Annotated in this window: 28 protein-coding genes; 16 read left to right on the forward strand and 12 right to left on the reverse strand. The window is 67.8% G+C overall.

Features of this window, described 5'->3' with window-relative positions:
* The first annotated feature begins 158 nt into the window (after positions 1-158).
* Positions 159-641: a DUF1641 domain-containing protein gene (locus BLA15945_RS28535; protein ID WP_174993946.1), complete on the forward strand. Its 483-nt coding sequence runs from the start codon at positions 159-161 to the stop codon at positions 639-641.
* A gap of 51 nt (positions 642-692) precedes the next feature.
* On the opposite strand, the gene BLA15945_RS28540 is transcribed toward BLA15945_RS28535, so the two are convergent.
* Complete coding sequence (locus tag BLA15945_RS28540; RefSeq protein ID WP_174993947.1) at positions 693-1,403, reverse strand: response regulator; 711 nt, start codon at positions 1,401-1,403, stop codon at positions 693-695.
* A gap of 588 nt (positions 1,404-1,991) precedes the next feature.
* On the opposite strand from BLA15945_RS28540, the gene BLA15945_RS28545 reads away from it, so the two are divergent.
* The gene (locus BLA15945_RS28545; RefSeq protein ID WP_226196810.1) at positions 1,992-2,399 is read left to right on the forward strand and encodes a hypothetical protein; all 408 of its coding nucleotides are present in this window, start codon (positions 1,992-1,994) and stop codon (positions 2,397-2,399) included.
* Positions 2,396-2,617, forward strand: coding sequence for a hypothetical protein (locus BLA15945_RS28550; protein ID WP_174993948.1), 222 nt, complete (start codon positions 2,396-2,398; stop codon positions 2,615-2,617). Before BLA15945_RS28545 ends, BLA15945_RS28550 begins: the two co-directional genes overlap by 4 nt.
* Positions 2,618-2,646: 29 nt before the next feature.
* Here the strand turns inward: BLA15945_RS28550 and BLA15945_RS28555 are convergent, their stop codons facing one another.
* Genes BLA15945_RS28555 through BLA15945_RS28580 form a run of 6 tightly spaced genes read right to left on the reverse strand, consistent with a single transcriptional unit; the run spans position 2,647 to position 8,436 of the window.
* Entirely contained in the window at positions 2,647-3,186 is a 540-nt protein-coding gene (locus tag BLA15945_RS28555) for a GNAT family N-acetyltransferase (RefSeq protein WP_174993949.1), read from the reverse strand.
* Positions 3,187-3,219: 33 nt separating this feature from the next.
* Entirely contained in the window at positions 3,220-4,032 is an 813-nt protein-coding gene (locus tag BLA15945_RS28560; protein WP_063805315.1) for a DeoR/GlpR family DNA-binding transcription regulator, read from the reverse strand.
* Between the two features lie 34 nt (positions 4,033-4,066).
* Positions 4,067-5,041 (reverse strand): N-acetylglucosamine kinase, encoded by a 975-nt coding sequence (locus tag BLA15945_RS28565; protein ID WP_059241898.1) that lies wholly within the window; start codon positions 5,039-5,041, stop codon positions 4,067-4,069.
* The gene (locus BLA15945_RS28570) at positions 5,038-6,219 is read right to left on the reverse strand and encodes an SIS domain-containing protein (protein WP_059241896.1); all 1,182 of its coding nucleotides are present in this window, start codon (positions 6,217-6,219) and stop codon (positions 5,038-5,040) included. The genes BLA15945_RS28565 and BLA15945_RS28570 overlap by 4 nt, the downstream gene beginning before the upstream one ends.
* Positions 6,220-6,241: 22 nt before the next feature.
* Positions 6,242-7,537, reverse strand: a complete 1,296-nt coding sequence (locus BLA15945_RS28575) for a D-tagatose-bisphosphate aldolase, class II, non-catalytic subunit (protein ID WP_174993950.1) — start codon at positions 7,535-7,537, stop codon at positions 6,242-6,244.
* Positions 7,534-8,436: a DMT family transporter gene (locus BLA15945_RS28580; protein ID WP_059241892.1), complete on the reverse strand. Its 903-nt coding sequence runs from the start codon at positions 8,434-8,436 to the stop codon at positions 7,534-7,536. The genes BLA15945_RS28575 and BLA15945_RS28580 overlap by 4 nt, the downstream gene beginning before the upstream one ends.
* Positions 8,437-8,799: 363 nt before the next feature.
* On the opposite strand from BLA15945_RS28580, the gene BLA15945_RS28585 reads away from it, so the two are divergent.
* The 3 genes from BLA15945_RS28585 (at position 8,800) to BLA15945_RS28595 (ending at position 13,235) form a co-directional block, all read left to right on the forward strand.
* A complete protein-coding gene (locus BLA15945_RS28585) occupies positions 8,800-10,935 on the forward strand; it encodes a glycoside hydrolase family 36 protein (RefSeq protein WP_174993951.1) in 2,136 nt (711 codons plus the stop codon).
* Positions 10,936-11,051: 116 nt separating this feature from the next.
* Positions 11,052-11,933: an endo alpha-1,4 polygalactosaminidase gene (locus tag BLA15945_RS28590; protein ID WP_174993952.1), complete on the forward strand. Its 882-nt coding sequence runs from the start codon at positions 11,052-11,054 to the stop codon at positions 11,931-11,933.
* A 174-nt stretch (positions 11,934-12,107) separates the two neighbouring features.
* Positions 12,108-13,235, forward strand: a complete 1,128-nt coding sequence (locus tag BLA15945_RS28595) for a porin (protein WP_174993953.1) — start codon at positions 12,108-12,110, stop codon at positions 13,233-13,235.
* Positions 13,236-13,256: 21 nt separating this feature from the next.
* Here BLA15945_RS28595 and BLA15945_RS28600 read toward each other — a convergent pair whose 3' ends face one another.
* Both BLA15945_RS28600 and BLA15945_RS28605 read right to left on the reverse strand, forming a co-directional pair.
* The gene (locus BLA15945_RS28600; protein WP_174993954.1) at positions 13,257-13,478 is read right to left on the reverse strand and encodes a hypothetical protein; all 222 of its coding nucleotides are present in this window, start codon (positions 13,476-13,478) and stop codon (positions 13,257-13,259) included.
* Between the two features lie 65 nt (positions 13,479-13,543).
* Positions 13,544-13,795 (reverse strand): HPr family phosphocarrier protein, encoded by a 252-nt coding sequence (locus BLA15945_RS28605; protein WP_174993955.1) that lies wholly within the window; start codon positions 13,793-13,795, stop codon positions 13,544-13,546.
* A 373-nt stretch (positions 13,796-14,168) separates the two neighbouring features.
* Between BLA15945_RS28605 and BLA15945_RS28610 the strand changes: the two genes are divergently transcribed.
* Together BLA15945_RS28610 and BLA15945_RS28615 are read left to right on the forward strand one after the other, a co-directional pair.
* Positions 14,169-14,522 (forward strand): zinc ribbon domain-containing protein YjdM, encoded by a 354-nt coding sequence (locus BLA15945_RS28610; protein WP_006498247.1) that lies wholly within the window; start codon positions 14,169-14,171, stop codon positions 14,520-14,522.
* Between the two features lie 41 nt (positions 14,523-14,563).
* The gene (locus tag BLA15945_RS28615; RefSeq protein WP_174993956.1) at positions 14,564-15,400 is read left to right on the forward strand and encodes a class I SAM-dependent methyltransferase; all 837 of its coding nucleotides are present in this window, start codon (positions 14,564-14,566) and stop codon (positions 15,398-15,400) included.
* 40 nt (positions 15,401-15,440) lie between these two features.
* Here BLA15945_RS28615 and BLA15945_RS28620 read toward each other — a convergent pair whose 3' ends face one another.
* Together BLA15945_RS28620 and BLA15945_RS28625 are read right to left on the reverse strand one after the other, a co-directional pair.
* Positions 15,441-15,626: a ribbon-helix-helix protein, CopG family gene (locus BLA15945_RS28620; protein WP_021158209.1), complete on the reverse strand. Its 186-nt coding sequence runs from the start codon at positions 15,624-15,626 to the stop codon at positions 15,441-15,443.
* Between the two features lie 87 nt (positions 15,627-15,713).
* Positions 15,714-16,472: a YoaK family protein gene (locus tag BLA15945_RS28625; protein ID WP_174993957.1), complete on the reverse strand. Its 759-nt coding sequence runs from the start codon at positions 16,470-16,472 to the stop codon at positions 15,714-15,716.
* Between the two features lie 241 nt (positions 16,473-16,713).
* Here BLA15945_RS28625 and BLA15945_RS28630 point away from each other — a divergent pair, with 241 nt between their 5' ends.
* Together BLA15945_RS28630 and BLA15945_RS28635 are read left to right on the forward strand one after the other, a co-directional pair.
* Positions 16,714-17,064 carry a hypothetical protein gene (locus BLA15945_RS28630; protein ID WP_059242480.1) on the forward strand — a complete coding sequence of 117 codons (351 nt, stop codon included), beginning with the start codon at positions 16,714-16,716 and terminating at the stop codon, positions 17,062-17,064.
* Positions 17,061-17,273, forward strand: a complete 213-nt coding sequence (locus BLA15945_RS28635) for a twin transmembrane helix small protein (protein WP_006489184.1) — start codon at positions 17,061-17,063, stop codon at positions 17,271-17,273. The genes BLA15945_RS28630 and BLA15945_RS28635 overlap by 4 nt, the downstream gene beginning before the upstream one ends.
* A gap of 160 nt (positions 17,274-17,433) precedes the next feature.
* Here BLA15945_RS28635 and BLA15945_RS28640 read toward each other — a convergent pair whose 3' ends face one another.
* A complete protein-coding gene (locus tag BLA15945_RS28640; protein WP_174993958.1) occupies positions 17,434-18,354 on the reverse strand; it encodes an AraC family transcriptional regulator in 921 nt (306 codons plus the stop codon).
* A 139-nt stretch (positions 18,355-18,493) separates the two neighbouring features.
* Here BLA15945_RS28640 and BLA15945_RS28645 point away from each other — a divergent pair, with 139 nt between their 5' ends.
* The 6 genes from BLA15945_RS28645 (at position 18,494) to BLA15945_RS28670 (ending at position 25,131) form a co-directional block, all read left to right on the forward strand.
* Positions 18,494-19,459 carry an SDR family NAD(P)-dependent oxidoreductase gene (locus BLA15945_RS28645; RefSeq protein ID WP_059241877.1) on the forward strand — a complete coding sequence of 322 codons (966 nt, stop codon included), beginning with the start codon at positions 18,494-18,496 and terminating at the stop codon, positions 19,457-19,459.
* A 328-nt stretch (positions 19,460-19,787) separates the two neighbouring features.
* Positions 19,788-21,029, forward strand: coding sequence for a hypothetical protein (locus tag BLA15945_RS28650; RefSeq protein WP_174993959.1), 1,242 nt, complete (start codon positions 19,788-19,790; stop codon positions 21,027-21,029).
* Between the two features lie 153 nt (positions 21,030-21,182).
* Positions 21,183-22,112 (forward strand): TauD/TfdA dioxygenase family protein, encoded by a 930-nt coding sequence (locus BLA15945_RS28655; protein ID WP_174993960.1) that lies wholly within the window; start codon positions 21,183-21,185, stop codon positions 22,110-22,112.
* A gap of 46 nt (positions 22,113-22,158) precedes the next feature.
* Complete coding sequence (locus BLA15945_RS28660; protein ID WP_059241872.1) at positions 22,159-23,190, forward strand: ABC transporter substrate-binding protein; 1,032 nt, start codon at positions 22,159-22,161, stop codon at positions 23,188-23,190.
* A 67-nt stretch (positions 23,191-23,257) separates the two neighbouring features.
* The gene (locus BLA15945_RS28665; RefSeq protein ID WP_174993961.1) at positions 23,258-24,247 is read left to right on the forward strand and encodes an ABC transporter ATP-binding protein; all 990 of its coding nucleotides are present in this window, start codon (positions 23,258-23,260) and stop codon (positions 24,245-24,247) included.
* On the forward strand, positions 24,244-25,131 hold the full coding sequence (locus BLA15945_RS28670) for an ABC transporter permease (protein ID WP_174993962.1): 888 nt from the start codon (positions 24,244-24,246) through the stop codon (positions 25,129-25,131). The genes BLA15945_RS28665 and BLA15945_RS28670 overlap by 4 nt, the downstream gene beginning before the upstream one ends.
* The last annotated feature ends 124 nt before the right edge of the window (positions 25,132-25,255 follow it).

Below are 25,255 nucleotides of genomic sequence, written 5' to 3' on the forward strand. Positions count from 1 at the left end.
CGCTTGCGCGGCCGTTGGCGGCGCGGCATGCGGATTGCTGCGCCGCCAGGTCGCCCGGGCTGGCGTTGCCGGCTTCGCGGCGACAGCCGTACGACACGCATTCGGCGCGTGGGGCTGCCGTCCCGACAGCCGCGCAGCGTCTCATCCGGAGAAAACCGATGACCGAACGCCCATCCCCCGATACGATACCGCCGCACGCGGAGCCCAGTGCGCACGACGCGCTTGAACACCTGCTCGGCAGCCTGCACCGGCATGGTTTCCTGCATTTCGCGAACGAGGTCGTCAGCGCGAATGCGCGGCTGGCCGACACGTTCGTCGACGCGCTCGACAAGCCCGGCATGCAAAGCGGGATGCAGAATCTTGCGGTGCTGCTGATGGCGCTGTCGCGCATTCCGCCCGAGCAGTTCGGCAAGGCCGTGTTCGCGGCGGCCGACGCGCTGCATCATGTCGGCGCATGGCAGCCGGCGCAGCATGAGCACGTTGCGCCCGGCGTGCGCGGCGCGTACCGGCTGCTGCACGACGAGGCGCTGTGGGATGCGCTGACGCCGTTGCTCGAGGGCCTGAAGGTGTTCGCGCAAGGGCTCGCGCGCGATCCGCAGTCGCCCGTTACCCCGCCCGGCGAGAAGACTGCCGGCACGTGATGCGACGCACCGGGCGACGGCGAAGCCGCGTGCCATCGCCGGCGCACGGCGTCATTCCCAGGCGTGCTTGCTGAACTGATAGCCCCGGGAGCGGATGGTCTTGATCCGTTTCGGTTCGGTGGCGTCGTCGCGCAGCTTGCGGCGCAGCTTCGAGATGCGGCCGTCGATCGAGCGATCGAGGCCGTCGAACGCGATGCCGCGCAGCAACAGCGTCAGGTCTTCCCGGCTGACCACTTCGCCGGCGCGGCAGACCAGCGCCCACAGCAGGTCGAATTCGGTCGATGTCAGGCGCGGCATGCTGCCGTCGGGAAGACGCACGCGGCGATCGGCCCGGTCGATCGAGAACTTGCCGAACACGAATCGCTGCGGCGAATCCGGCAGGCGCTCGTCCGCAGGCAGGCGCGTTCGCCGCAGTTGCGCCTTGATCCGCGCAAGCAGGAGGCGCGGCTCGACCGGTTTGCGGAGAAAGTCGTCCGCACCCAGCTCCAGGCCGAGCAGTTCGTCGAACGGTTCGTCGCGGGCCGTCACCATGATGATGGTGCCGTCGTATTGCACGCGCGCCTCGCGGCAGATCTCGAAGCCGTCCTTGCCCGGCAGGTTGATGTCGAGCAGCACCAGGTCGGGACGGTTCGCGACGATGGTGGCGACGGCGCCGCCGCCGTCGAACAGCGTGTCCACCTGGTAGTGATGCTTGCGCAGATAGTCGGCGATCAGCGCGGACAGAGGAACGTCGTCTTCGACGAGCAGGATTCGGATGGGCATCGCTGAACGAGGGGGCAAAACGGGAAAGTGGCGAGCGGTCAGGCCCAGTCCGGACGCGTCATGGCTGAAGCGACGTGGATGATACTGCGCAACATTCCGCCGGAATGTGACGAAATCTGATTCGTTCGGTGAGCTTATCTATGGGGAAAGCGTCGCCGCCGGGCGCGAAGCGCATCGCCGGCGGCACGAGGCCGCGCCCGTGGTCGAAACGGTTCAACGCGATATCCGGCGCGGCACGGACGAGCGGGTGCGATCGGGCATCGTTCAGACGAAAACGTTTGCGGCAATCCGCTGCCGCGAAGGTCGTGCATCCGGGCCGAGCCCAGGCCGGGCAAGGTTACTCGACATATAATTACAAAATATTACCGACGTGGCCGGGCGCCGCTCCCTACAATCCTCGCACCTGACACGCGCGCACGACGCAGCGCGATTTCGTCCGTTTCCCGGACGTATCGGCTGCGGGTTTCGACGACGCGTCGAGCCCTGTCGCTCATGCGCGGAATCGCATGCGTGCGTGCCGGATTGACGCCGCGCCGGCGCCCGACGGGCAGGCAGACAGGCGAAACCAATAACAGACGGGGATGCGAAATGACGCCGTTGCAAGTCGTCCAGAGTCTCGACGCGCTGACGCACGCGATCGAAGTTGCCGTTGCGCGGGCTGACTGGAGCGAGGCCGTGCGGGCCGCCGGGAGACGTTCGAGATTCGTGGTCGCCCTTGGGGCCGATCAACCGGACGAGGTCATGTCGGCGCTCAGGCGAATGCAGGAGATCGATGTCCGGATCTCCACCGCCGCACGCGAAACGTTGCAGGCGCTCGTCGCGGAGGGCTGGGCGGCGTTGCACGACACGCGGGCGGCGACGAACGCGTCGAAGGCGGAGCCGCGGCTCTACGAGGCGGGCGCAGCGGCCGCGCGCTGTGCGGCCCGCGCGGGCCTCCGGTTCACGTTCCGTCCGGCAACGCGACGCCGATATCCGCTTTCTCCGGTGGTGGGATGAAATTCAGAAAACGCACCAGCTATGTCGATGCAACCCGGTGGTTCGTCGAGGGCGACCATGACCGCGTGGAGCATCATCGGGGCATGTGGGCGGTCGCGACGCCGGAAGGCTGGCGTCCGGTGAAGCCGGGCGACTGGATCCTGCTCGACGCATGCGGGCACTGCTGGCCGATGGACCACGATCTGTTCGAGCGTTTCTACGAACCGGCTGCCGAGTGACGCGAGCGACGGCGATCGCGACGCCCACGCTACCGGCTCGTGCGCGAAAACATCAACGAATCGGCGTCGTTGAAGCGGATGCGCCGCGGCTCGCCGTAACCTGCCTTTTCCGCCACGCGGATCGACGCGACGTTGGTCGGCGCAATCAGGCACATGCTGCGCTCGAACCGCTGCTGCGCATCGAGCCACGCCAGTGCGGCCGCAAGCGCCTCGGTCGCATAGCCCTTGCCGTGTGCCCAGGTCGCGAGTGCCCAGCCGGCTTCCGGCACGCCGCGAATCGGCGGCTCGATGTTCCGGTGGAAATCCGCGAAGCCGAGATCGCCGACGTAACGGCCCGACGCCTTTTCGCGGATCGCCCAGTAGCCGTAGCCGAGCAGCGGCCACAGCCCGCGATACGCGAGCAGCCGCATCCACGAATCGCGCGGCGCGGACGGCTGGCCGTTGAAGATGTGCGCGACGACGTCGGGCTCGGCCCACATCGCGGCGAGCGCGTCGAAGTCGCCGAGCGGATGGCCTTCGAGGACGAGGCGCGGCGTATCGAGAACGGGCGGGGAAGAAACGGGCGGCATCGGGGTTTCCGGAAAGGGGAGCGTCGGGCGCGGCTAGACCGTCAGCACGTCGATGCCGCGCTGACGCAGATCGTCGACCACGGCCGCATCGGCGCCGGTATCGGTGATCAGCATGTCGAGCTGCTCGACGCTCGCGATCACCGACAGGTTGCGCTTCATCAGTTTCGACGAATCGGCAACCGCGATCACCTGGCGCGAGATCTTCAGCATCTGCGCGTTCAGCTGCGCCTCGAGCAGGTGTGGCGTCATCAGGCCGATCTCGGGATCGAGGCTGTCGACGCCGAGGAACAGCCGGTCCGCATACAGCCCCTGCAGCGCGACGACGGCCTGCGGCCCCGACAGCGAATAGGAGTTCGGCCGAAGCTGCCCGCCGGGCATGATCAGGTTGATGTGCGGCGCGGCCGCGAGCAGCACGGCCACGTTCAGCGCATTCGTGATCACGTTCAGCGACTGCAGCTTCATCGTGACGATCTGCTTTGCGATTTCCTCGGTCGTGCTGCCCGAGTCGAGCAGGATCGTCTCGCCGTCGCCGATCAGCGCGGCGGCGGCCGTCGCGATGCGCACCTTCTCCGCGTGACGGAGCTTCTGCTTGACCGCGATCGGCACCTCGTCGCTTTCGCGCAGCACGAGCGCGCCGCCGTGCGTGCGCAGCACCGCGCCGGCCGCCGCGAGCGCGTTCAGGTCGCTGCGCACCGTGACGAGCGAAATGCCGAACCGCTCGGCCAGCTCCTCGACGGTGACTTTCTCCCGTTCGCGCACCAGCTCGCAGATCAGGCGGCGGCGTTCCTCGACGAGCAACGGCGCGTGATCGACGGCAGGCGGGGGAGGCACTCTGTGAGCGGGCATGTCCATTTCGGCAAGACAGGGAGCCGAAATGATATCAAAACCCCTGCCCGGGCTGGAGCGCACGCAATGCCGACGGATCGAGCGGCCGGCCCGCCAGCCGGGCCGCGTGGACGGCCGCGCCGACATGCGGGCCGAGCCGCGGTGCGGTAAGCACCGCTTGAGGCACGCAGCGGGCGAGCGCGTCGCGCAGCGGATCGAGCACGAGCGCGCCCGCATTGAACACGCCGCCCGAATACGACACGGGCAGCGGCTGGCCGGGCGGCCAGTCGAGCGCGCGGGCGACGCCGGCCGCGAGTTGCGCGAGCTCGTCCGTCCCGCGTTCGAGCAGCGTGTGCGCTTCGGCGTCGCCCGCGCGTGCCGCGTCGATCACGAGCCGCGACAGTTGCGCGAAGCGGCTGCGCACGGCGCCCGAATTCACGGCCGCGCACAGGTCGAGATCGTGGTCGAGCGAAAAGTGCGTGCGCACGATGTCGAACAGCGGCCCGCGCGCGGCGCGGCCGTCGGCCATCCGCGAGAACGCGGCGAGCCCTTCGCGCGCGAGCCAGTAGGCCGAGCCCTCGTCGCCGAAGATCTCGCCCCAGCCGCCGCAGCGCGCGGCGCGGCCTTCGAGTTGCCCGTACGCGATCGACCCGGTGCCGGCGACGATGCTGATACCGTCGCCGCCGGCCAGCGTGCCGGCCCAGCTGCACACCATGTCGTTGCCGATCCGGTAGCGCTCGCGCGCGAACAGCGGCGCGAGCAGGCCGTCGAGCTCGGGCAGCAGGCGGCTGTCCTCGCCGTACGCGGGCAAGCCGGCGAATGCATACGCGATCTCGTCGCGTGCGACGTCCGCCGCGGCCAGCACGGCGTGCACGCCGTCGGCGAGCAGCGTGCGCAGCGCGTCCATGCCGATCTCGAGGTAATAGCTGGTGGTCGTTTCGTGGCGCGCGAGCACACGGCCGTGCGGGTCGATCACCAGGAACGCGGTCTTGGTGCCGCCGCCGTCGATGCCGAGAAAGAGTGGAGTCATGTGGGCTGCCCCGCATACGGATGAATGGTGACGCCGGCGACGACGCGGTTGACCGTGCCGGACGCGCTCGGGTTGTCGGGCGTGAGCCCGAGCCGCAGCGACGCAAGCAGCGCGAAGCACTGCGCGAGGATCAGCGCGACGGGCGCGAGCGCGAGGTCGGGCAGGCCGGGCGGCAGCGGCACCGTCAGGTCGTCGTCGGACGGCGGCAGCGTCCCGGTGGTGCCCGCGCCGTCGGCTGCCGCGACGCCGATCGACAGTATGCCGGCCGCGCGGTTTTCGCGCCGCAGTTCGCGCAGCAGGTCGAGATCGTAGCGGCGCGTATGCGGATCGCCGGACAGCAGCACGACGACGAGCGTGCGTTCGTCGAGGAACGTCTTCGGGCCGTGCCGGAAGCCGAGCGGCGATTCGGCCATCGCGACGATCAGCCCGTCGGTCAGTTCCAGCAGCTTCAGCGCGGCTTCGCGCGCGAGCCCGAGCAGCGCGCCGCTGCCGAGATACACGACGCGCTCGGGCAACTGCCGCACGTGCGCGGCGATGCGCGACGCCTGTTCGCGCAGCAGCGTGCGCGCGGCGTCGGCCAGCGGCCCGACCGGCATGCCGGCCACGCCGAACGCCCAGGCCGCACCGAGCAGCATGCCGCTGAAACTGGACGTCATCGCGAACGCCTGATCGTGCGTCGCCTCCGGCAGCAGCACGACGTGCGCGCGCGGATGCGTACCGAGGCGGCGGTTCAGCAAGCCGTCGGCCGCGCATGTAAAGACGAGATGGCGGCAACCGTCGACGAAGCGGTCCGCGAGGTCGACGGCCGCGACGCTTTCGGGGCTGTTGCCCGAGCGCGCGAACGAGACCAGCAGCGTCGGCACGCCAGGCTGCAGCGTGTCGCCGGGATTCGCGACGATGTCGGTGGTGGCCACCGCTTCGACGCGGCCGCCGAAGCGGTGCCGCAGCGCGGGCACGAGGCACTGTCCGATGAACGCCGAACTGCCGGCGCCCGTCAGGACGATGCGCAGGCGCACGTCGGCGAGCAGTGGCGCAAGAAACGCGTCGAGCGCCGCGCGTTGCGCGTCGACGACGGCATGCACGTCGGGCCAGACGTCGGGTTGCTGGGCGATTTCGCGGGCCGTGTGAGCGGCGTGGCGGCGGGTGAGGTCGGCGGGATCGAGGTCGAGAAATTCCATGAGCAGATCTGAGGAGAGTCGGTCACGCGGCACACGCGTGAAGATACGGACGGACGGCCGCGGCCGTGCCGTCTTGCAACAATGCGCTCGCACGCAGGTCGAGCCGCCCTTCGCGGACGGCCTCGTACTGGCGCGGCAGATGCTGGCTGATCAGCGTGAGCGGCGGCGGCGCTGCATCGAGGCGCGCGAGCAGGTCGGCGCACGCGCGCTGCACGACCGGGTGGGTCCAGTAGTAGCGGATGCGGTCGCTCAGGCTGTACGCGAGGTCGAGTTCGAGCTGTGCGCCGGCCGCGTAGTAGTCGCGCCAATGCGCGGGTTCGTTGCGCATCACGCCGAGCACGGTCGCGATGAAGCCGTCGTCGCCGCCGAGCCATTCGCGCTCGATCGCGGCGAGCGCCCACAGCGTTTCGCGCATCGCGAAGGTCACGCCGGGGCCCACCTTCAGGATCGCGAAGTGATCGCGTGCCAGTTGCGCGAGATTGTCGGGCGTCTGGTAGTCGGTCGAATGCGCTTCGAAGACCAGCGCGGGTTCGCGTTCGATGAACGCGCTCAGCGCACGCGCGTTACCGGCGTCGTAGTCGATGACCTTGTGATGATCGAACTCGACACCGGGCTGCACGACCATCGCGATCACGCGCGACCACGTATCGTCGAGGCCGGCGCGCGCGAATGCGTCGCGATGCAGCGCCAGCGTCGAGGCGGCCGCGCCGGGCGCGGTGACCGCCAGCGTATCGAGCGTCTCGTGCGCGCCGCCGGGCACCGGCACCTCGGTGCCGATCACGTAGACGGGCGCCTCGCCGCGCGGCGAGCCGGCCGCCCACGCCGCCTCGGCGGCGCGGCACAGGCGCACGGCGCGCGCGGCGATCTCGGGCTCGGGCAGCGGCGACGGATCGTCCGCGCACGACATCGAGCAGTCGAGATGCAGCTTGCGGAAGCCGGCCGCCACGTATTGCGCGACCATCGTCTCGGCCTTGTCCATTGCTTGCGCGGCCGGCAGCCGGCGCCATGGGTTCGGGCCGAGATGGTCGCCGCCGAGCAGGATCGCATCGGGGCTCACGCGTTCGCGTGCGGCGATGTCGAGCACGTGGCGGCGGAAGTCGTGCGGCGTCATGCCCGTATAGCCGCCGTCCTGGTTGACCTGGTTGCAGGTGGCTTCGATCAGTGCAGGGCGCTCGCGCGCCGCGCATTCGCGCAGCGCCGCGGCGATCGCGACCGGATGCGCGGAGCATACGGACGGGATGCCGATCGCGGGTACGCCGTGCGGCGCGCGACGCGGTGCCTGTTTGTGGCGGCGGACGAGATCGAGCAGATAGTTCATGCCGATTCCCCCGCCGCGCCGGTCGCCGCCGCGCTTTCCGGCTGCAGCGCGAGCAGCAGCGCGGCCAGCAGCGCCAGCGCGATGCCCGTCAGCTTGCTGCCGGTCGGCGTCGTGCCGGTGACGGCCATCGAGATCACCGACGTCAGCAGCGGCGCGCCCGCGTTGACGAGCGGCGACACGACGATCGCCTTGCCGAAGCGGAACGCGTACACGAGCGTCAGCGCGCCGATCGCATTCAGCACCTGGATCACGGCCGCGAGCCCCGGGCCGTTGAGCCCGTAGTTGATCGTGCGGCCGAAGTCGGTCATCCACAGCGCGAACGGCACGCAGAGCAGGCCCGTCAGCGCCATGTAGAAGAAGATCGATTCCGCGTCCATCGTCGCGTTCGCGATCTTGATGAAATACGCCTGCAGCCCCCACGCGACGAGCACCAGCAGCGCGAGCGCGAACCACAGCCCGAACCGGGCGGGCCCCTGGCCCGACTGGAAATCGAACAGCGGCAGCGAGCACAGCGCGAGCAGGATGCCGGCCACGCCGAGCTTGCCCGTGCGTTCGCGCAGCAGCAGGAACGACAGCGCGATCGTCAGCGCCGGCGACAGCGACACGATCGGGAACACGAGATACGGCGGCCCCGATTCGACCGCACGGAACAGCAGCATCTGTCCGCCGGCGCCGAGCAGCCCGATGGCGAGCCCGAGAGCCAGCGACCGGCCGTCGTGCCGCACGCGCCAGCCGGCGCGTCCGAGCGCGACCAGCGCGGGCGGAATCATCGTGAACGCCCAGACCACGTAGATCAGCGTATCGGGGAAGCCCTGCTCGGCGGGCAAGCCGGTGAATGCGCCCCACACGCCCCACAGCAGGGTTGTGACGAGCGCGTGAACGAGCCAGTTGTTTTGCATCGGTCGCGTCTTTCGAAGTAGGTTCAAATCCGTCGAATGCTTTCGTTTGTTGCCATGTGAAGCGAAATCGGAGGCTTTCGGCGGGCCGTCCCGACGACGGATCAGCAAAAAATAGCAGAATTACGTGCCGGGAGCCGCCAATCTATGGGCTTTCGATTTCTTTCGTTATTAGTGTAAACCACAAACGAAAGAAATCGAAAGATGAACTAGATTGCCGATCTGCGCGAGGCGGATGCGTCGGCGCACGGCCCTTCTTCACGAGGAACTCCGTATGAACGCTTGTTTTTCCTTTCGATTTCTCTCGCCCGTCCGGCTGGCCGGCAGGCCGGCGCGGCGCATGCCGCTTCGCCGCGAGGTGCGCCAATGACCACCCGGCGCGCGTTCGTGCAGTGGCTGGCCGCCGGCGCGGCGAGCCCGATCCTGGTCGGCGTCGGCGTGCGCGATGCACACGGCGGCGAACCGCAGCGCGTTGCGCTGCGTGACGACCGGCTCGTGATCGAGTTCGACCCGGCGATGCGCAGCCGGCTGGCCGTGCGCCGCGGCGGCGGCACGCGCGCACTGACCCGGTTCGATGCGAGCGAGACGCTCGAACAGCTGATCGGTCCGGCGCCGGCGCCGACCTCGGACGGCCCCGCGCCCGACACGCGGCCGGTGCGGACGATCGACCGCTTCGCGATCGTCGATGCCGCGCATGCCGACGTCTCGACCGTGTTCGGCGCGGGGCGGCAATTGCGGCTGGTCGGGCGCTCGGCGAACGGTTTCGAGAAGACGGTGCGCATCACGCTGCTCGAAGCGCGGCCGGGTGTTGCGCTGATCGACACGCAGTTCCGCAACGTCGGCACACAGGCGACCGACATCCGCGCATGGAACGTCGGTGCGCACCGGCTGCTGCCGGCCGCCGCCGGCGCGGGCGGCTACTGGACCTATTCGGGCGCGAGCCATGCGGACCGGCGCGACTGGGTGCAGCCGGTGAAGGCCGGCTTCGACCAGCGCAATTTCATGGGCATGAACGCATCGGATTACGGCGGCGGCACGCCGGTCGTCGACGTGTGGCGGCGCGATCAGGGCATCGCGCTCGGCCATCTCGATACCGTGCCGCGCCTGGTGTCGCTGCCGGTGAAGGCGGTGCGCAACGAAGTGACGCTCGGCCTGCGCGGCGAGAAGACGGTCACGCTCGCACCGGGCGCGACGCTCGATGCGCCGACCGCGTTCGTGATGCTGCACGACGGCGACTATTTCGTTGCGCTCGACACGTACCGGCAGATGATGGGCGCGCAGGGCTTTCATTCGCCGCAGCCGCCGGCGAGCGCCTACGAGCCGATCTGGTGCGCGTGGGGCTACGAGCGCCAGTTCAGCCTCGACTACGTGCGTGCCACGTTGCCGAAGGTGCGGGAACTCGGCTTCAAATGGGCGGTGCTCGACGACGGCTGGCAACGGCGGACCGGCGACTGGGTGCCCGACCGCGCGAAATTCCCGGCCGGCGACGCGGACATGAAGGCGCTCGTCGACGACATCCATGCAAGCGGGCAGAAGGCGCGGCTCTGGATCGCGCCGCTCGCGGTCGCGCCGGGCAGCGACGAGCTGCACGACCACACCGACATGCTGCTGCTCGACGCGGACGGCGCACCGCAGGCGATCACGTGGTGGAACAGCTTCTACCTGTGCCCGGCCTACGAAAAGACGCAGGCGCATGTCGCCGCGCTCGTGAAGAAGGTGATCGGCGAGTGGGGCTTCGACGGAATGAAGATCGATGGCCAGCACCTGAACGGCGTCGCGCCGTGCTACAACCCCGCGCACCGTCATGCGCGGCCGGAGGATTCGGTCGAGCATCTCGCGGATTTCTATCGCACGTTCCACGACGCCGCGCATGCGGTCAAGCCGGACGCGGTCGTCGAAGTGTGCCCGTGCGGCACCGCGTACGCATTCCACAACATGCGTTACATCGACCAGGCGCCCGCGTCCGATCCGCTGTCGAGCTGGCAGGTGCGCCACAAGGGCAAGACGCTGAAGGCGCTGATGGGGGCGTCGTCCGCGTATGCGGGCGACCACGTCGAACTGAGCGACGGCGGCCGCGACTTCGCGTCGGCGGTGGGCGTCGGCGCCGTCATCTCGACGAAGTTCACGTGGCCGGTCGATCCGAAGCCGAAGGATTCGTTCCTGCTGACGCCCGAGCGCGAGCAGGCGTGGCGGCACTGGGTCGAGGTCTACAACGCGCACCGGCTTGCCGAGGGCCGCTATCGCGGCGAGCTGTACGACATCGCGTTCGACAAGCCCGAGGCGCACGTCGTGGAAAAGGACGGCGTGCTGCATTACGCGTTCTACGCCGACCGCTGGAGCGGCCCGGTCGCGCTGCGCGGCCTGCAGCCCGGCCGGTCGTACCGGATCGTCGATTACGCGAACGGCCATCGCGAGGTCGGCCGCATCGTGCCCGGGCATGACGCAATCGCATTGCGCTTCGAGCATGCGGCGCTGCTGCGCGCCGAGCCGCTCGACGCATGAGTGTCACCCGGCATCACCGCGTACCACCGCTCGGCAGCGTTCATCGCCGGGCAACCGGCAGTTCCGCAACGTGTAGTTCCATTCGTCATTCCGATCCCTCCACTGGAGATGCTTCGATGAAAAAGACCGTACGCAACCTTTCCTGTGTCGCGGCGCTCGCGCTGTGCGCATCGATCCTGCAGGCCTGCGGCGACGGGTCGTCCGACCCGTTGTCGGCCAAGGCCTTTGCCGCCCCGCCGCCGGCCGCTGCGGCGCCCGCGCGCGCCGCAGCGCACTGGGCACCCGCGGCGTCCGACACGTGGCAATGGCAGCTCAGGGGCAAGCTCAATACGTCGTACAACGTCGCGATCTACGACATCGACCTGTTCGATACCGACCCGGCGACGATCGCGGCGCTCAAGCAGGCCGGGCGCAAGGTCGTCTGCTACTTCTCGGCGGGAAGTTCGGAGAACTGGCGGCCCGATTTCTCGAAGTTCAAGGAATCCGACCAGGGCAACAAGCTCGATGAATGGGAAGGCGAGCGCTGGCTCGACATCCGTTCGAGCAACGTGCGCGACATCATGGTGGCCCGCCTCGATCGCGCGGTGGCGAAGGGGTGCGATGGCGTCGAGCCCGACAATGTCGACGGTTACGCGAACGACACCGGTTTCCCGCTGCAGGACACCGACCAGTACGCGTTCAACGTGTTCATCGCGAACGAGGCGCACAAGCGCAACCTGGCGGTCGGGCTGAAGAACGACGTCGATCAGCTCGCGGCGCTCGAGCCGTCGTTCGATTTCGCGGTGAACGAGGAATGCAACGAGCAGAAGGAGTGCCCCGGCTACAAGGTGTTCACATCGAAGAACAAGCCGGTGCTGAATGCCGAGTATGCGGGCAAGTACCGCACACCGAGCGGGCAACGCACGCTGTGCGATGCGGCGCGCGCGCTCAACATGCGCACGCTCGTGCTGGCGAAGAAGCTCGACGACAGCTACCGGTTCAGTTGCGACGCATCCTGATCGAGCCGTGCCCGTGGTAACGGGCGAACCTGTGTGACCGATGCTCGCGCGCGCACGCCACGTGCCCAGGCGTGCGCGCCGCGAGCGTCGCGATGCCGTGATCCGGCGCAGCGCACGACCGATGCCGCGCCGGTTTCCGTTCAAATCGATTCGCAGTACTTATCCATAATCACGATGAAAAATTCCATGCTGGTTGCAGGCGCTGCCTTAGCGGCTGCGCTTTCCGTTGCCGCGCGCGCAGAAAGCTCGGTCACGCTGTACGGCACGATCGATACGGGGATTGCCTACCTGAACCACGCGGAAGGCGGGAAGTCGCGCGTGTCGATGTCGTCGGGCGCGCTGTCGTCGAACGAGTGGGGGTTGACCGGCAACGAGGATCTCGGCGGCGGGATGAGCGCGATCTTCACGCTCGAGAACAATTTCGACGTCGCGACCGGCCAGCTCGATGAAGGGCGGCTGTTCGGTGCGAAAGCGTTCGTCGGCATCGCATCCGACAGGTGGGGCAAGCTGACCCTCGGCCGGCAGAACGATCCCGTGACGGATCTCGTGCAGCCGATCACGGCCGATGCGTTCAGCGGACTGTTCGCGCCGCCCGGCGACGTCGACAACTACGACAGCAGCGTGACGTTCAGCAACGCGGTCAAATGGACGAGTGCGACATGGCGCGGCGTGACGGTCGCGGCGATGGCCTCGCCGGGCGGCGTGGCCGGCGCGTCGGGGTCGGGACTCGCATATGCCGGTGCGGTCGGCTATGCGGACGGCCCGCTGAGCGCCGCGGCCGGCTATCTGCACGTCGACAACGGCAATGCGATCCGTTCGACGCGCGGCGTGACGTCGGCCGATGCGTTCTTCAAAAGCGCTGTCAGTCGTGCGTATGCGTCGGCCCGTTCGATCGGAATCGCGCGCGCCGGCGCGCAATATGCGATCGGCAACGTGACGGTCGGCGCGGCGTTCAGCTTCAGTGAATACCGCCCCGACGCGGCGTCGACGTTTGTGCAGGCGGAGCGCTACCGGAACGGTTCCGCGTTCGCGCAATGGCAAGCGCTGCCGTCGCTGCTGGCCATCGTCGGCTACAACTTCACGTGGTCGGGCGGCGATTCGTCCGCGCGCTATCACCAGGTCAACGCAGGCGTCGACTATCTGCTGAGCAAGCGCACCGACCTCTATACGACCGTCGGCTACCAGCATGCGAGCGGTTTCAACGGGGCGGGGCCGGCCCAGGCCGTGATCGGGTCGTACAACGTCGATGCCGGCACGAATTCGCAACTGCTGGCGATCGTCGGCATCCGGCACCGGTTCTGAGCCCGGCGGCCCGGCCGCGCGTTACTTCCGGCTTTTCAGGAACGTACGCCCTTCGGCAGTGATCGACGCGCCGGAGCGGCCGTGCGGGGGATGGCTGACGAACCCCGCGCTGACGAGCTCCCGCGCGATCGACCAGCCGAGCGCCGGCGCATCGCGGCCGTAGCGTACGTCGGCGAGGCGTTCGAGTGCCCAGATCGCGGAGGCCGACAGGTTAGGGGTGTTGGGCGTGAGCGTGTCGTTCATCGCTTCCTCGTGAAATGACGTTTCGGGGTGGGCGGCACGCGGCCGCGGGATCGGCGGCGCAAGCGTCAACTGGCTTGCAGCAACGGCAGCAGCGCCTGAAGCGCCGCTTCCTCGTCGGGGCCGGTGGCGAGCACCTGGGCCGACGTGCCGCCGTGTACCTGCAGCGACGCGATCGCGCCGCTGTCTTTTGCGTCGCTGCTGTGCCCGTTGGCGATCAGCTGGATGTCGCTGTCGAAACGGCGTGCCGCGTCGACGGTCGCGTCGCGCGCGATGCGGCCGCGATTGCGGTTCCATGCGGGGCCGATTTGAACGTACATAACGGTTGCCACGATGCTGGAAAACCTCCGGACAGGTGGTCGGGATCGGGGCGCGGCGCCGGGCCGGCGGCGCACCGGAGCGGCACGAAACGCGGGGTTGCGCGCATCGGGCGACCGGCGCTTCGCGATTCCCCGCAGGGTGCGGGACGCCATTCGGCACGAACGTGCCGGCATCCGCAGCAAAGGCGCCTTCAAGTTCGCGGATTGTCGCGAAACAGCGATTATAATACATCGGTCAGTCTATGTGAATTGCATTATAATGTCGTGTGCGCCGATACCGGCCCGCCGCGCTGCCGGCGGGCGCGCGACGACGCATCCGGGTACGCAACCTGCTCGCCCGGCATCGTGATCGACCGACCCGAACTCCTCCCGAATGGAAGCTGCAATGAATGCCCCCGCCTGCCCGCAATGCGCGATGGAAAACACTTACCCGGACGGCGCGCTGACCGTCTGCGCCGACTGCGGCCATGAGTGGTCGGCCGACGCAGGCGCCGAAGCCGGCGACGAACCGGCGGGCGACGTCGTCAAGGACGCGAACGGCAACGTGCTGTCGGACGGCGATTCGGTCGTGCTGATCAAGGATCTGCGCGTGAAGGGCTCGTCGATCACGCTGAAGATGGGCACCAAGGTCAAGAGCATCCGGCTCGTCGGCGGCGACCACGAAGTCGACTGCAAGACCGACATGGGCGGCTTCATGCTGAAGGCTTGCTACCTGAAGAAAGTCTGAGCGCACGCCGCGCCCGACGGCTTCCAACCCATTGCCCGCCCATGGCCGAGGATCGAACTTCCTACGACGCGTTCGTCAGGTTCCTGGCGACGCCGCTGAACGACGGTCGGCCGTTCGTGCTGGAGACGCAGCACGCGGTATCGCTGCATTTCGATCATTTCGGCACCCAGAGCTTCATGTCGCTTCGCGATCCGGTGCGGCTCGAGCTCGGGTATACGCGCGTGATGATGGGTTTTCTGCTGCTGCAGGCCGAACCCGCCCACATCTGCATGCTCGGGCTCGGCGGCGGTTCGCTCGCGAAATACTGCTACCGGCACCTGCCGGGTACGGCGATCGACGCGGTCGAGATCAACCCCGACGTGATTGCGTTGCGCGATGTCTTCAGGATTCCTGCCGATGACGCGCGATTCAGGGTGGTATGCGCCGACGGCGCGGATCATCTGGAGCGGGTGGATGTCCGGACGGACGTGATCCTGCACGATGCATTTGTCGCCGACGGCATGCGGGGCCGCTGTGCGGGCGTCGCATTCATCGACGCGTGCCGCGCGCGCCTGGGCGACACCGGCGTGCTCGCGATCAACTTCATGGACGACGATCCGGCGTTGCCGCAGCACCTCGAGCAGTTGCGATCGGTATTCGGTTCGTCGTATGCGCTGGTGCCGTGCGGCGACGACAACAACTTCGTTGCATTCGCATGGAGGGACGGCAGCCGGCTGCCGTCGCTGCGTATCCTGCTGGAGCGTGCGCTTGCATGCGCGCAGGCCGGCGAGCTGAAGCTGGCGGCCACCGCGAGGCGCATGAAGGACGGGGAGGGTATCGATCCGCGGCGGCTGGTCTGGCGCGCGCAGTCGCACGGACGATGGGAGATCGGTGCGTAATCGGTGCGTAACAGGCCGGTAGCCGACGCTGCGGCCGCGCTTACTTCACGCGCTTGCCGAGCGCGCTCTTGGTCTTGTAGGTGACGCCGTGCCGGTCGAGATATTCGCGGATCAACTGCCGCACGACTTGCGACGGCGTAAGATCCTGCTCCGCGCAGAGCATCTCGAAGGCTTCCTTCTTCGCGGGATCGATCAGGACGGTCAGGCGGGCGGTTTTCGTTTCCATTACGAGGCGAGGGTGGTCGGTATGTTAATCAAATTATAATCGATCCGCTTTCGGCACGACCGCTGGAAATGCCGTCCTGGCGCGCGATCAGCGTTTGTTGCGCAGTAGCGCGAGCAGGTCGTCGAGCACCGGCACGATGGCGAGCGTGACGAGCACCGCGGCGAGCGGCACGGTCGACACGTAGCCGACATGCTTGAAGCCGACCGCGCCGGCCAGGCCGCCGACGAAGAACGACGTGAGCATCGTCGCGTGAATCCTCAGTTTCGAACGATTGGCAATCACCGCGTGCGCGTCGACGTCGATGGCCGACCGGTTCCAGTAGAACAGCTTCCCGAGCTCGATGCCGAGGTCGGTCACGATGCCCGTCATGTGCGTCGTGCGGATTTCCGCGCCCGACAGCTTCGTGATTGTCGCGTTCTGCAGCCCCATGATGAAGCACAGCAGCGTCACGGTCACGGGCGCGAAGAACGTTTCCCACAGTGCGAGGTGGCTGCCGAGCAGCCCGAACAGGAGCAGCAGCGCGGCTTCGACCAGCAGCGGCAGCATGAACTGGCTGTGCAGGCCGCGGCGGCGGCCCCAGTTGACCAGGATCGCCGAGCAGCCGGCGCCGATCAGGAACGATCCCAGCGAGCTGATGCCGGCGAGCGCGAGGCGCACGTCGCCGAGTGCCGTCTGGTCGGCGATGGCCGACACGATGCCGCTCATGTGCGACGTGTATTGCTTGACCGCGAGAAAGCCGCCGGCATTGGCCGCGCCGGCGACGAACGCGAGCGAAAACCCGAGCTGGCGGTTCGCGGTCGCGCTGCGGTGTTTTCCCGTCAGGTTTCGAAAGTACTGCGCTGGCATAGGGGCTTCGCTCAATCGCCGCGGATCGCGGGCACGGGCGGGAGAGCCGGCGCCGGACGGCGGGCTGGGCGCGCCGCTTGCGCCGGATACCGGGTCTGTCGAATCATGTGACGAACATGATAATGTCATTATCATACTCTGTTGGCTGGATGGCGCTTTCAGTACAATGATGCGCGGTGCAGCCGCGCTTGCCGTTTCGTTGCCGCGCGGCGCCTGCTTGCTCACTTCTGCCCACCGCTTCATGACTCCGATCAAGTTCATCCTTCGCTACACCGCGATCCCGTTCACGGCCATCGTGGCTGTGGTGATCTGGACTGTCATACCATCGTCGAAAGAGATCGATGCGAGACAATATGCGGCGCTGTCGCGCGCGTACGCGAGTTTCCCGCTGCCGTTCCGGCGGGAAATCTCGGAAACGATGGAACACGGCCGCATCAACGACCGGCGCTACCAGGCACTCGTGCGCGACTCGCTGGGCAATGGCGTCGCGCTGGACTGGCCGGCGTCGGGCGTCGGCGATGTCGCCGACGAGCGGCAAAAACTGGCCGAACTGATTCAGGCCGATTCGGATCTTCAAAGGCAACAGCAATGAAAACCCTGCTGGTTTCTGTGGCATTCGCGATGATCATCGCGAGCTTGATCTTCGCGCTGTATTTCATGAATCACGATCGCGGCAAGTCCAAGCGGATGGCGTGGTCGCTCGCGGCACGCGTCGGGCTGTCGGTGACGCTGTTCTTGTCGCTGCTGATCGCCTACAAGCTTGGCTGGATCGAGCCGACCGGGTTGCCGATCGGGCGCTGAGCGAGGCCGGCCCCGTGGCATGCGGGGCATTTTCGGAAATGAGAGTTTCGATATCTAATAGAAGTATTGTGATAAGAATACTTATCCCGATACTGTTGATGTGAACGAATGGCGTCGATGGATGGGCGGCATTGGATGCTGGAAGAAGGGCGGAACGACGCTAGTTGCCGGGCTCGTTCGCCACGTCATGGCGATACGCGCGCGGCGAGCAGCCCGCGATGCGCTTGAACGCATGCCCGAACGCGCTATCCGAGTCGTAGCCGAGCATCTGCGCGACCGCCGATATCGATGCGTTCGAGCGTCGCAGCGCTCGCATCGCGAGCTGGATCCGCCATCGCAGCACGTATTCGAGCGGCCCGAATCCCAGCCGCCGCTTGAAATGCAGCGCGAACGTCGAACGCGATACATGGCAGCAGGCCGCCAGCGCGTCGACGGTCCAGCGTTGCGCGGGCGCCGCGTGAATGGCGGCCAGCGCCGCGCTGACCCGTGAATCGGCGAACCCGGCCAGCCAGCCGACATCGCCGTTCGCGCCTTCGTCCACATAGCGCCGCAGGATCTGCACCAGCATCATGTGTCCGAGATGCCGGACCATCAGCGACCCGCCTGGCGACGATGCGCCGAATTCCTGCGCGAGCTGCTGCAGCGACCAGCGCAGCACCGCCGCCTGTTCGGAGTCGCCGCTCACGACGACCACCGGCGGCAGGCTGCCGAGCAGCAGCGGCATGCCTTCTTCGTACGCGAAGCGGCCGCCGATCAGGAAGCAATCGGCCGGTTCGCCATAGTGCGCGATACCGCGTTCGACGTGCCGGTACACATCGGCGGCCGGCACGGGGGCGACCGACGGATCGCTCGCCAGCGAAAATGCCCGCGGCGCGGCCAGCAGGAAGCAGTCTCCCGTGCGCAGCCGGACGGGCGGCCCCGCACCGTCGACGGTCAGCCAGCAACTGCCTTCGACCACCGCGTTGAACTTGATGCCGTCGGGCGGCGGCAAGTCGATCGCCCACTCGCCGCCGGCCCGCAGGCCGGTGAAAAACGAGTCGCGCGTTTCCAGCAGCGACAACACTTCCGATAGCGGGTCCACGGGCAATCTCCGGACGATCTCGACGAAAAACCGGATTCTATTGCATTCACAGTCCGGGTGCGCCGCCGGAGAATGAACACGTGCCGTGACGTGACCGATGGGCGGCCGCGTGCGGCATGCATCGTTCCTGGAGCCTTCAATGACGAGCAGGCAACACCCCCTTCATTCCGGATTCGACGCCGCATCGACGGCGAGCGACGTACTGGCCGGCCTCGACCTCCGCGGCAAGACCGCCATCGTCACGGGCGGCCAATCGGGCCTCGGCCTCGAAACGACGCGTGCGCTGGCGCAGGCCGGCGCGCACGTCGTCGTCGGCGCGCGGAGCGTCGAAGCTGCACGCGACGCGACGCGCGGCATCGACGGCGTGGAGATCGCGGCGCTCGAACTCGCCGACGCCGCGAGCGTGGCGGCATTCGCCGCACGATTCGTCGATGCGCGGCGCAACGTGCATATCGTGATCAACAGCGCGGGCATCATGGCATGCCCCGAGACGCGCGTCGGCGACGGCTGGGAAGCGCAGATGGCCGTCAATCATCTCGGCCACTATGTGCTCGTCAACCGGCTGTGGCCGGTGCTCGCGCACGGCGACGGCGCACGCGTGGTCGCGGTGTCGTCGCTCGGGCACCGGCTGTCGCCGATTCGCTGGGACGACGTTCAGTTCGCGCGCGGTTACGACAAATGGCTGGCGTACGCGCAGTCGAAGACCGCCAACGCGCTGTTCGCGGTGCAACTGGATGCGCTCGGGGCCCGCTTCGGCGTCCGCGCGTATTCGCTGCATCCGGGCAAGATCGCGACGCCGCTGCAGCGTCATCTGACGCGCGCGGAAATGATGGCGCAGGGCTGGGTGGACGAGCACGGGGTGCCCGTCGATCCGACTTTCAAGACGCCGGCGCAGGGGGCGGCCACCCAGGTCTGGGCGGCCACGTCGCCGCGCCTTGCCGATCTCGGTGGCGTCTATTGCGAGGATTGCGATATTGCGGCGGTGACGCGCGGCGACGAGGAATCGGGGGTGCGGCCGCATGCAATCGATCCGGAGGACGCGGCGCGCCTGTGGGCGTGGTCCGCGGCATTGACGGGTATCGACGCCTTCGCGGCGCAGCGCTGACGCCCGAGTGCGCATCGCGAGACGCACGGATATCGGCGACGGTGCGATACCCGTCGCGAGACCGGTCATGCACGCGCCGCATCCGTCAGCGCACATCCGTGCGACGGCGGTGCGTGCGTCCGTTCATCGATCCGGTTCGGAACACGCCGGTATCGCCCGCCCGGGGACGCCGGTCGAACGCCGGGCCGGCGCGAACGACGTCGCCCGGCAAGTGCGTTTCGCGCCCACATTACGCGTCGTGCGGCGGCGGCCGCTCGCGTCGACATGGTTAGAATGATCGCGGCAACCTGGTCCTTTCTGCTGCACGTCACCTGATCGACACGCACCGATGACATTACAAGAACTCGAGAACCTGATGCGAAGCCTGTTCGAGGATGAGAGCCTCGACGACTTCGGCAAGAGCGACTACAGCCTTTCGTTCGTCGTGCCCGGCAAGGTCCGCGACGTCAAGGCCGCGTTGCTGGCCCGCACGGGCCCGGCCGGATGGGACGGCGAGTCGGTGCACTGGTTTTTCCGGAACGATGCCGACGACTGGGCGCTGTATCTGCGCGGGGTCCCGAACTCGGTGTTCTGCCTCGCGACCGTGCAGTCGCTGCATACGCAGCACATGCAGCAACATCTGGACGCGGCGGCGATCACGCCGGCGCAGCAGGCCATCTACGACGCCGAGGAGGCGCAGCGCCGGCAGGAGGCCGAAGCACGGCAGCGGCGCGACACGCGAACCGAGCCGCTCGCGCCGCTCGGCGGGCCGTTCCATACCGATGGCGAACGCGTCTGGGCGCGCGTCGGCAGCGGGCATCGCTATCACGCGCTCAACCATTTCGATCTCGGCAGCTTCCGGCATCTGGTCGACAACTTTGCGGTCGATGCATCGGGATTGCGCCATTACGCGTCCGGTGCCGCGTCCCGCTACGACGACGCGGGCGAAGGGCTCATCGCCGACGGGGATGCGGCCACGCTGGAATCGCTCGGCGGCGACTGGTATCGCGACGCACGGCAGGCTTACTACGTCGATCGCGGCATCCACGATCTCGATCACGGGCAGTGCCATCTGGTCGTGGTCAAGGCCGACGCGGCCAGCCTCACGCATATCGGCGGCGCGTATGCGCGGGATGCCAAGCACCTGTTCTGCGCCGGCGTGCGCAAGCGCGGCATCGACGATCCGGCCGGTGTGGTCGGCCTCGGCTACCGGTATGCGCGGCTCGGCGCGCAGATTCTTTACGACGGCAAGATCGTGACCAGGCCGGGGCGCGTCGACGTGGAAACGGCGCGCGGCGTCTTTCACGACATGCTGATCGATGCGGACGGTCATGTGCTGTGGGGGAAGAATTACCGCAAGCCGTTGCCGGGGATCGATGCAGCCAGCCTGCGCTTTCTGAATTGGTCGTTCGCGGTCGACGACCGGCGTGTCTACTACCGCACCAGCACGAACCTGGCCGTATGCGAAGGCGTCGACCGCGCGAGCGTGGAGGCCGCGCCGCCGATGGGTATCCGCGACCGGCACGGGGTGATCGCGCTGCGCTATCCGGACGGCATCGCACGGGTGCCGGATTTGCCGACGGAATCCTGACGGCTTCGGGCGGTGGGTGTCGCACGCCGCCGGGCCGTATGCGCGAGCAGCGATCTTTATCGTTGCAGCAGATAACCGTATCGGAATCGCTTCGTTGACGCGATCCGGCACGCGCTCGTAGATTCGCGTTTTGACCGAATCAGGGGCCGTGCCGTGACCACTACCGCCATCCGAGATGCCGCGCCGCATTCCGCCGGGCTGCCGCCCGCATTGCGGCCGGGCCATGCGGCGCAACGCTTCGACATCGTGCCGTTCGACGGGCCGCTCGGCGCCGAAGTGATCGGCCTCGACCTGGCGCAGCCGCTCGATGCCGATGGTTTCGCGCGCATCCATCGCGCGCATCTCGACCATCACGTACTGGTGTTTCGCGACCAGCGCATCACGCCCGACGAACACATCGCGTTCAGCCGCCGCTTCGGCCCGCTGCAGATCCATGTGCTGCACCAGTTCGCACTGGCCGGTCACCCGGAGGTGCTGATCGTGTCGAACATCGTCGAGAACGGCAAGCCGGTCGGGCTCGGCGACGCCGGTCATTTCTGGCACTCCGACCTGTCGTACAAGGAAAAGCCGAGCCTCGGCTCGCTGCTGCACGCGCAGGAATTGCCGGCGGAAGGCGGCGACACGCTGTTCGCGAACATGCATCTCGCATGGGACACGCTGCCGGCCCACCTGCGCAGCGCGATCGAAGGGCGGCGCGCCGAACATACGTATCTCGCACGTTATGCGGAACTGCAGGCGCGCAGCCCGTGGCGGCCGAACCTGTCGCCGGAGCAGATCGCGCAGGTGGCCGCGGTCGTCCATCCGGTCGTGCGCACGCATCCGGAAACCGGCCGCAAGGCCTTGTTCGTCAGCGAGCATTTCACGACGCGCATCGTCGGGCTGCCCGACGACGAAAGCCGCGCGCTGCTCGCCGAACTGTTCGCGCACAGCGTACGCGCCGAGCACCAGTACCGGCATCAGTGGCGCGCGCACGATCTCGTGTTCTGGGACAACCGGTCGCTGATGCATCTCGCCGCCGGCACGCCCGACCACCTGCGCCGCAAGCTGTACCGCACGACGATCGAAGGCGACGCGCCTTTCTGAGCCGCGCGCTGCGTCATTCTTCCGCCCCTTCCGCACTGGAGTTCCGATGTCGTTTTCGTTCTTGCCGGCGCGTCGCGCGCTGGCGGCCACGCTCACCGCCGCGCTCGCGTTCGCCGGCGCGGTCATCCCGCAAGCCGCGCACGCGGAGGGCCGCATCCGCATCGCCGAGCAGTTCGGCGTTGTCTACCTGATGCTGAACGTCGCGCGCGACCAGCAACTGATCGAAAAGGAAGGGCGCAAGGCCGGCCTCGACATCAAGGTCGACTGGGTGCGGCTGTCGGGCGGGGCGGCCGTGAATGACGCGCTGCTGTCCGGCGCGGTCGATATCGCCGGCGCGGGCGTCGGGCCGCTGCTGACCGTGTGGGACCGCACGCGCGGCCGGCAGAACGTGAAGGGCGTCGCGTCGCTCGGCAACTTCCCGTACTACCTCGTCAGCAGCAACCCGAACGTGAAGACGATCGCCGACCTGGGCGCGAAGGACCGCATCGCGGTGCCGGCGGTCGGCGTGTCGGTGCAGTCGCGCGTGCTGCAGTACGCGGCCGCGAAGCAGTGGGGCGACAAGCAGTTCGACAAGCTCGACGCGCTCACGCAGGCGATTCCGCATCCGGACGCGACAGCCGCGATGCTCGCGAACAGCAGCGTGATCACCGGCCACTTCGGCAATCCGCCGTTCCAGGAGCAGGAACTCGCCGGCAATCCGAACGCGCACATCGTGCTGAATTCCTACGACGTGCTCGGCGGCCCGAGCTCCGCAACGGTGCTGTACGCGACCGAGAAATTCCGCAACGACAACCCGAAGACCTACCGCGCATTCGTCGCGGCGCTGGCCGACGCCGCGCGGCAGATCGCGGCCGACCCCGAGCGCGCAGCCGATACGTATATCCGCGTGAACGCGTCGAAGATCGATCGCGCGCTGCTGCTGAAGATCCTGCGCAATCCGCAGGTGCAGTTCAAGACCGCGCCGCAAAACACGCTGCCGCTCGCGCAGTTCATGCATCGCACGGGGGCGATCCGCAACGAACCGAAGTCGTGGCGCGACTACTTCTTCGACGACCCGGCGACGGCCGGCGGCAGTTGAGCGGGCCCGATGCTTCGACGCCGCGATCGACGCTTATGCGTCGGCACGGTTTCGATATGCGCAATCGATGGTTGGTCCGCACGACGCCCGGCCGTATGTTGATGCTTTCCCCGCAAGAGATTCGATCGTGAACGCCACTTCCCTCCGAACCTGGCTGTCGCCGTATGCGGCACGCGGCGGCGCGTCGCCTGCCGGTCAGTCCGCGCCCGACACACGTGTTGCCGGTCGGCCTGCCGCGAATGCCGCGCAGGCCGGCGCGCACAGCGAGCGGCTGCTGGCCATCGACCGCGTCAGCCTCGAATACCGCAGCGGCGCACGGATCGTACGCGCGACGCATCAGGTGAGCTTCGACGTGTATGGCAGCGACCGCTTCGTGCTGCTCGGCCCGTCAGGGTGCGGGAAGTCGACGCTGCTGAAGGCGATCGCCGGTTTCATCGAGCCCGTCGCGGGGTCGATCGCGCTCGACGGCCGGCCCGTGCGCGGGCCGGGGCCCGACCGCGGCGTGGTGTTCCAGGAATTCGACCAGTTGCCGCCGTGGAAAACGGTCGTCGAGAACGTCGCGTTTCCGTTGCGCGCCGCCGCGAAGCTGTCGCGTGCCGAAGCACATGAGCGTGCGCAGCACTATCTCGACAAGGTTGGCCTCGGCGCGTTCGCCGATGCCTATCCGCATACGCTGTCGGGCGGCATGAAGCAGCGCGTCGCGATTGCGCGCGCGCTTGCGATGCAGCCGCGCGTGCTGCTGATGGACGAACCGTTCGCCGCGCTCGATGCGCTCACGCGCCGCAAGATGCAGGAAGAACTGCTGCGGCTGTGGGACGAGTTCCGCTTCACGCTGCTGTTCGTCACGCATTCGATCGAGGAAGCGCTCGTCGTCGGCAACCGCATCCTGCTGCTGTCGCCGCATCCGGGCCGCGTGCGCGCGGAACTCAACAGTCACGAGCATTCGCTCGACAACGTCGACACCGGCGACTTCCGCGACAACGTCGCGCGGATCCATCGTCTGCTGTTCGATACCGATGCAACGAACGAGCCGACGACGGAGGACGCCGCATCATGAATCCGATCGATCCGGCGCTGCCGCCGCTGCCGCCCGTTCGCACGGAATACGAGCGTACGCTCGACACGCTGCCCGACGCCGAACGCGCGGCGCCGGCGTCGCTGCTGCGCCGTGTCGTCGGCGCGGGCTGGTTCCGTCGCAGCGTGATCGCGCTCGTGCTGATCGCCGCATGGGAGATCGTCGCGCGCATCGTCGCGAACGATCTGCTCGTCCCGACCTTCGGCGCGACGCTGGCCGCTTTCGTACAGGGCATCGAGTCGGGCGAACTGCTCGTGAAGACCGGCATCTCGATGTCGGTGCTGCTGCGCGGCTACGCGCTGGGGGTGCTTCTGGCGTTCGCGTTGACGTCGCTCGCGGTATCGACGCGCATCGGCCGGGATTTGCTGACGATGCTCACGTCGATGTTCAATCCGCTGCCGTCGATCGCGTTGCTGCCGATCGCGCTGCTGTGGTTCGGACTCGGTACGGGCAGCCTGCTGTTCGTGCTCGTGCATGCGGTGCTGTGGCCGCTTGCGCTCAGCATGTACACGGGCTTCGCGGGCGTGCCGGCCACGCTGAAAATGGCCGGGCGCAACTACGGCCTCACGGGCCTGCGCCAGATCGTGCTGATCCTCGTGCCGGCTGCGCTGCCGTCGATCCTGGCGGGCCTGCGCGTCGGCTGGGCATTCGCGTGGCGCACGCTGATCGCCGCCGAACTCGTGTTCGGCGCGAGCGCGGGGCAGGGCGGGCTCGGCTGGTACATCTTCCAGAACCGCAACGAGCTGTACACGGACCGCGTGTTCGCGGGCCTGGCGGCCGTCATCGTGATCGGGCTGCTCGTCGAGAACCTCGTGTTCGACACGCTCGAGCGCGCGACCGTGCGGCGCTGGGGCATCCAGCACTGACGCCACCTTGCGCGAACAATCCCGGCGCATGCATAACCAAAGCTGAAATCGGCTTTTCGCGCGCGCCGGGTGCGTCCCTATACTTTGCGGAAACCGCGATCGCGCGATGCCGCGACGTGCCCGA

Origin of the sequence: Burkholderia arboris, from assembly GCF_902499125.1 — a bacterium.
Taxonomy (GTDB): Bacteria; Pseudomonadota; Gammaproteobacteria; order Burkholderiales; family Burkholderiaceae; genus Burkholderia; species Burkholderia arboris.

Bases quoted from the DNA above. Each gene is read 5' to 3' on its own strand.
- BLA15945_RS28560 (WP_063805315.1), bottom strand. From the start codon at position 4,032: ATGCCCGCTCACAGAGTGCCTCCCCCGCCTGCCGTCGATCACGCGCCG.
- BLA15945_RS28570 (WP_059241896.1), bottom strand. From the start codon at position 6,219: ATGGAATTTCTCGACCTCGATCCCGCCGACCTCACCCGCCGCCACGCC.
- BLA15945_RS28575 (WP_174993950.1), bottom strand. From the start codon at position 7,537: ATGAACTATCTGCTCGATCTCGTCCGCCGCCACAAACAGGCACCGCGT.
- BLA15945_RS28625 (WP_174993957.1), bottom strand. From the start codon at position 16,472: ATGCCAGCGCAGTACTTTCGAAACCTGACGGGAAAACACCGCAGCGCG.
- BLA15945_RS28555 (WP_174993949.1), bottom strand. From the start codon at position 3,186: ATGCCGCCCGTTTCTTCCCCGCCCGTTCTCGATACGCCGCGCCTCGTC.
- BLA15945_RS28620 (WP_021158209.1), bottom strand. From the start codon at position 15,626: ATGGAAACGAAAACCGCCCGCCTGACCGTCCTGATCGATCCCGCGAAG.
- BLA15945_RS28615 (WP_174993956.1), top strand. From the start codon at position 14,564: ATGGCCGAGGATCGAACTTCCTACGACGCGTTCGTCAGGTTCCTGGCG.
- BLA15945_RS28585 (WP_174993951.1), top strand. From the start codon at position 8,800: ATGACCACCCGGCGCGCGTTCGTGCAGTGGCTGGCCGCCGGCGCGGCG.
- BLA15945_RS28590 (WP_174993952.1), top strand. From the start codon at position 11,052: ATGAAAAAGACCGTACGCAACCTTTCCTGTGTCGCGGCGCTCGCGCTG.
- BLA15945_RS28650 (WP_174993959.1), top strand. From the start codon at position 19,788: ATGACATTACAAGAACTCGAGAACCTGATGCGAAGCCTGTTCGAGGAT.
- BLA15945_RS28660 (WP_059241872.1), top strand. From the start codon at position 22,159: ATGTCGTTTTCGTTCTTGCCGGCGCGTCGCGCGCTGGCGGCCACGCTC.
- BLA15945_RS28635 (WP_006489184.1), top strand. From the start codon at position 17,061: ATGAAAACCCTGCTGGTTTCTGTGGCATTCGCGATGATCATCGCGAGC.
- BLA15945_RS28670 (WP_174993962.1), top strand. From the start codon at position 24,244: ATGAATCCGATCGATCCGGCGCTGCCGCCGCTGCCGCCCGTTCGCACG.
- BLA15945_RS28665 (WP_174993961.1), top strand. From the start codon at position 23,258: ATGGTTGGTCCGCACGACGCCCGGCCGTATGTTGATGCTTTCCCCGCA.
- BLA15945_RS28630 (WP_059242480.1), top strand. From the start codon at position 16,714: ATGACTCCGATCAAGTTCATCCTTCGCTACACCGCGATCCCGTTCACG.
- BLA15945_RS28610 (WP_006498247.1), top strand. From the start codon at position 14,169: ATGGAAGCTGCAATGAATGCCCCCGCCTGCCCGCAATGCGCGATGGAA.
- BLA15945_RS28535 (WP_174993946.1), top strand. From the start codon at position 159: ATGACCGAACGCCCATCCCCCGATACGATACCGCCGCACGCGGAGCCC.
- BLA15945_RS28565 (WP_059241898.1), bottom strand. From the start codon at position 5,041: ATGACTCCACTCTTTCTCGGCATCGACGGCGGCGGCACCAAGACCGCG.
- BLA15945_RS28550 (WP_174993948.1), top strand. From the start codon at position 2,396: ATGAAATTCAGAAAACGCACCAGCTATGTCGATGCAACCCGGTGGTTC.
- BLA15945_RS28605 (WP_174993955.1), bottom strand. From the start codon at position 13,795: ATGTACGTTCAAATCGGCCCCGCATGGAACCGCAATCGCGGCCGCATC.
- BLA15945_RS28600 (WP_174993954.1), bottom strand. From the start codon at position 13,478: ATGAACGACACGCTCACGCCCAACACCCCTAACCTGTCGGCCTCCGCG.
- BLA15945_RS28580 (WP_059241892.1), bottom strand. From the start codon at position 8,436: ATGCAAAACAACTGGCTCGTTCACGCGCTCGTCACAACCCTGCTGTGG.
- BLA15945_RS28545 (WP_226196810.1), top strand. From the start codon at position 1,992: ATGACGCCGTTGCAAGTCGTCCAGAGTCTCGACGCGCTGACGCACGCG.
- BLA15945_RS28645 (WP_059241877.1), top strand. From the start codon at position 18,494: ATGACGAGCAGGCAACACCCCCTTCATTCCGGATTCGACGCCGCATCG.
- BLA15945_RS28595 (WP_174993953.1), top strand. From the start codon at position 12,108: ATGAAAAATTCCATGCTGGTTGCAGGCGCTGCCTTAGCGGCTGCGCTT.
- BLA15945_RS28540 (WP_174993947.1), bottom strand. From the start codon at position 1,403: ATGCCCATCCGAATCCTGCTCGTCGAAGACGACGTTCCTCTGTCCGCG.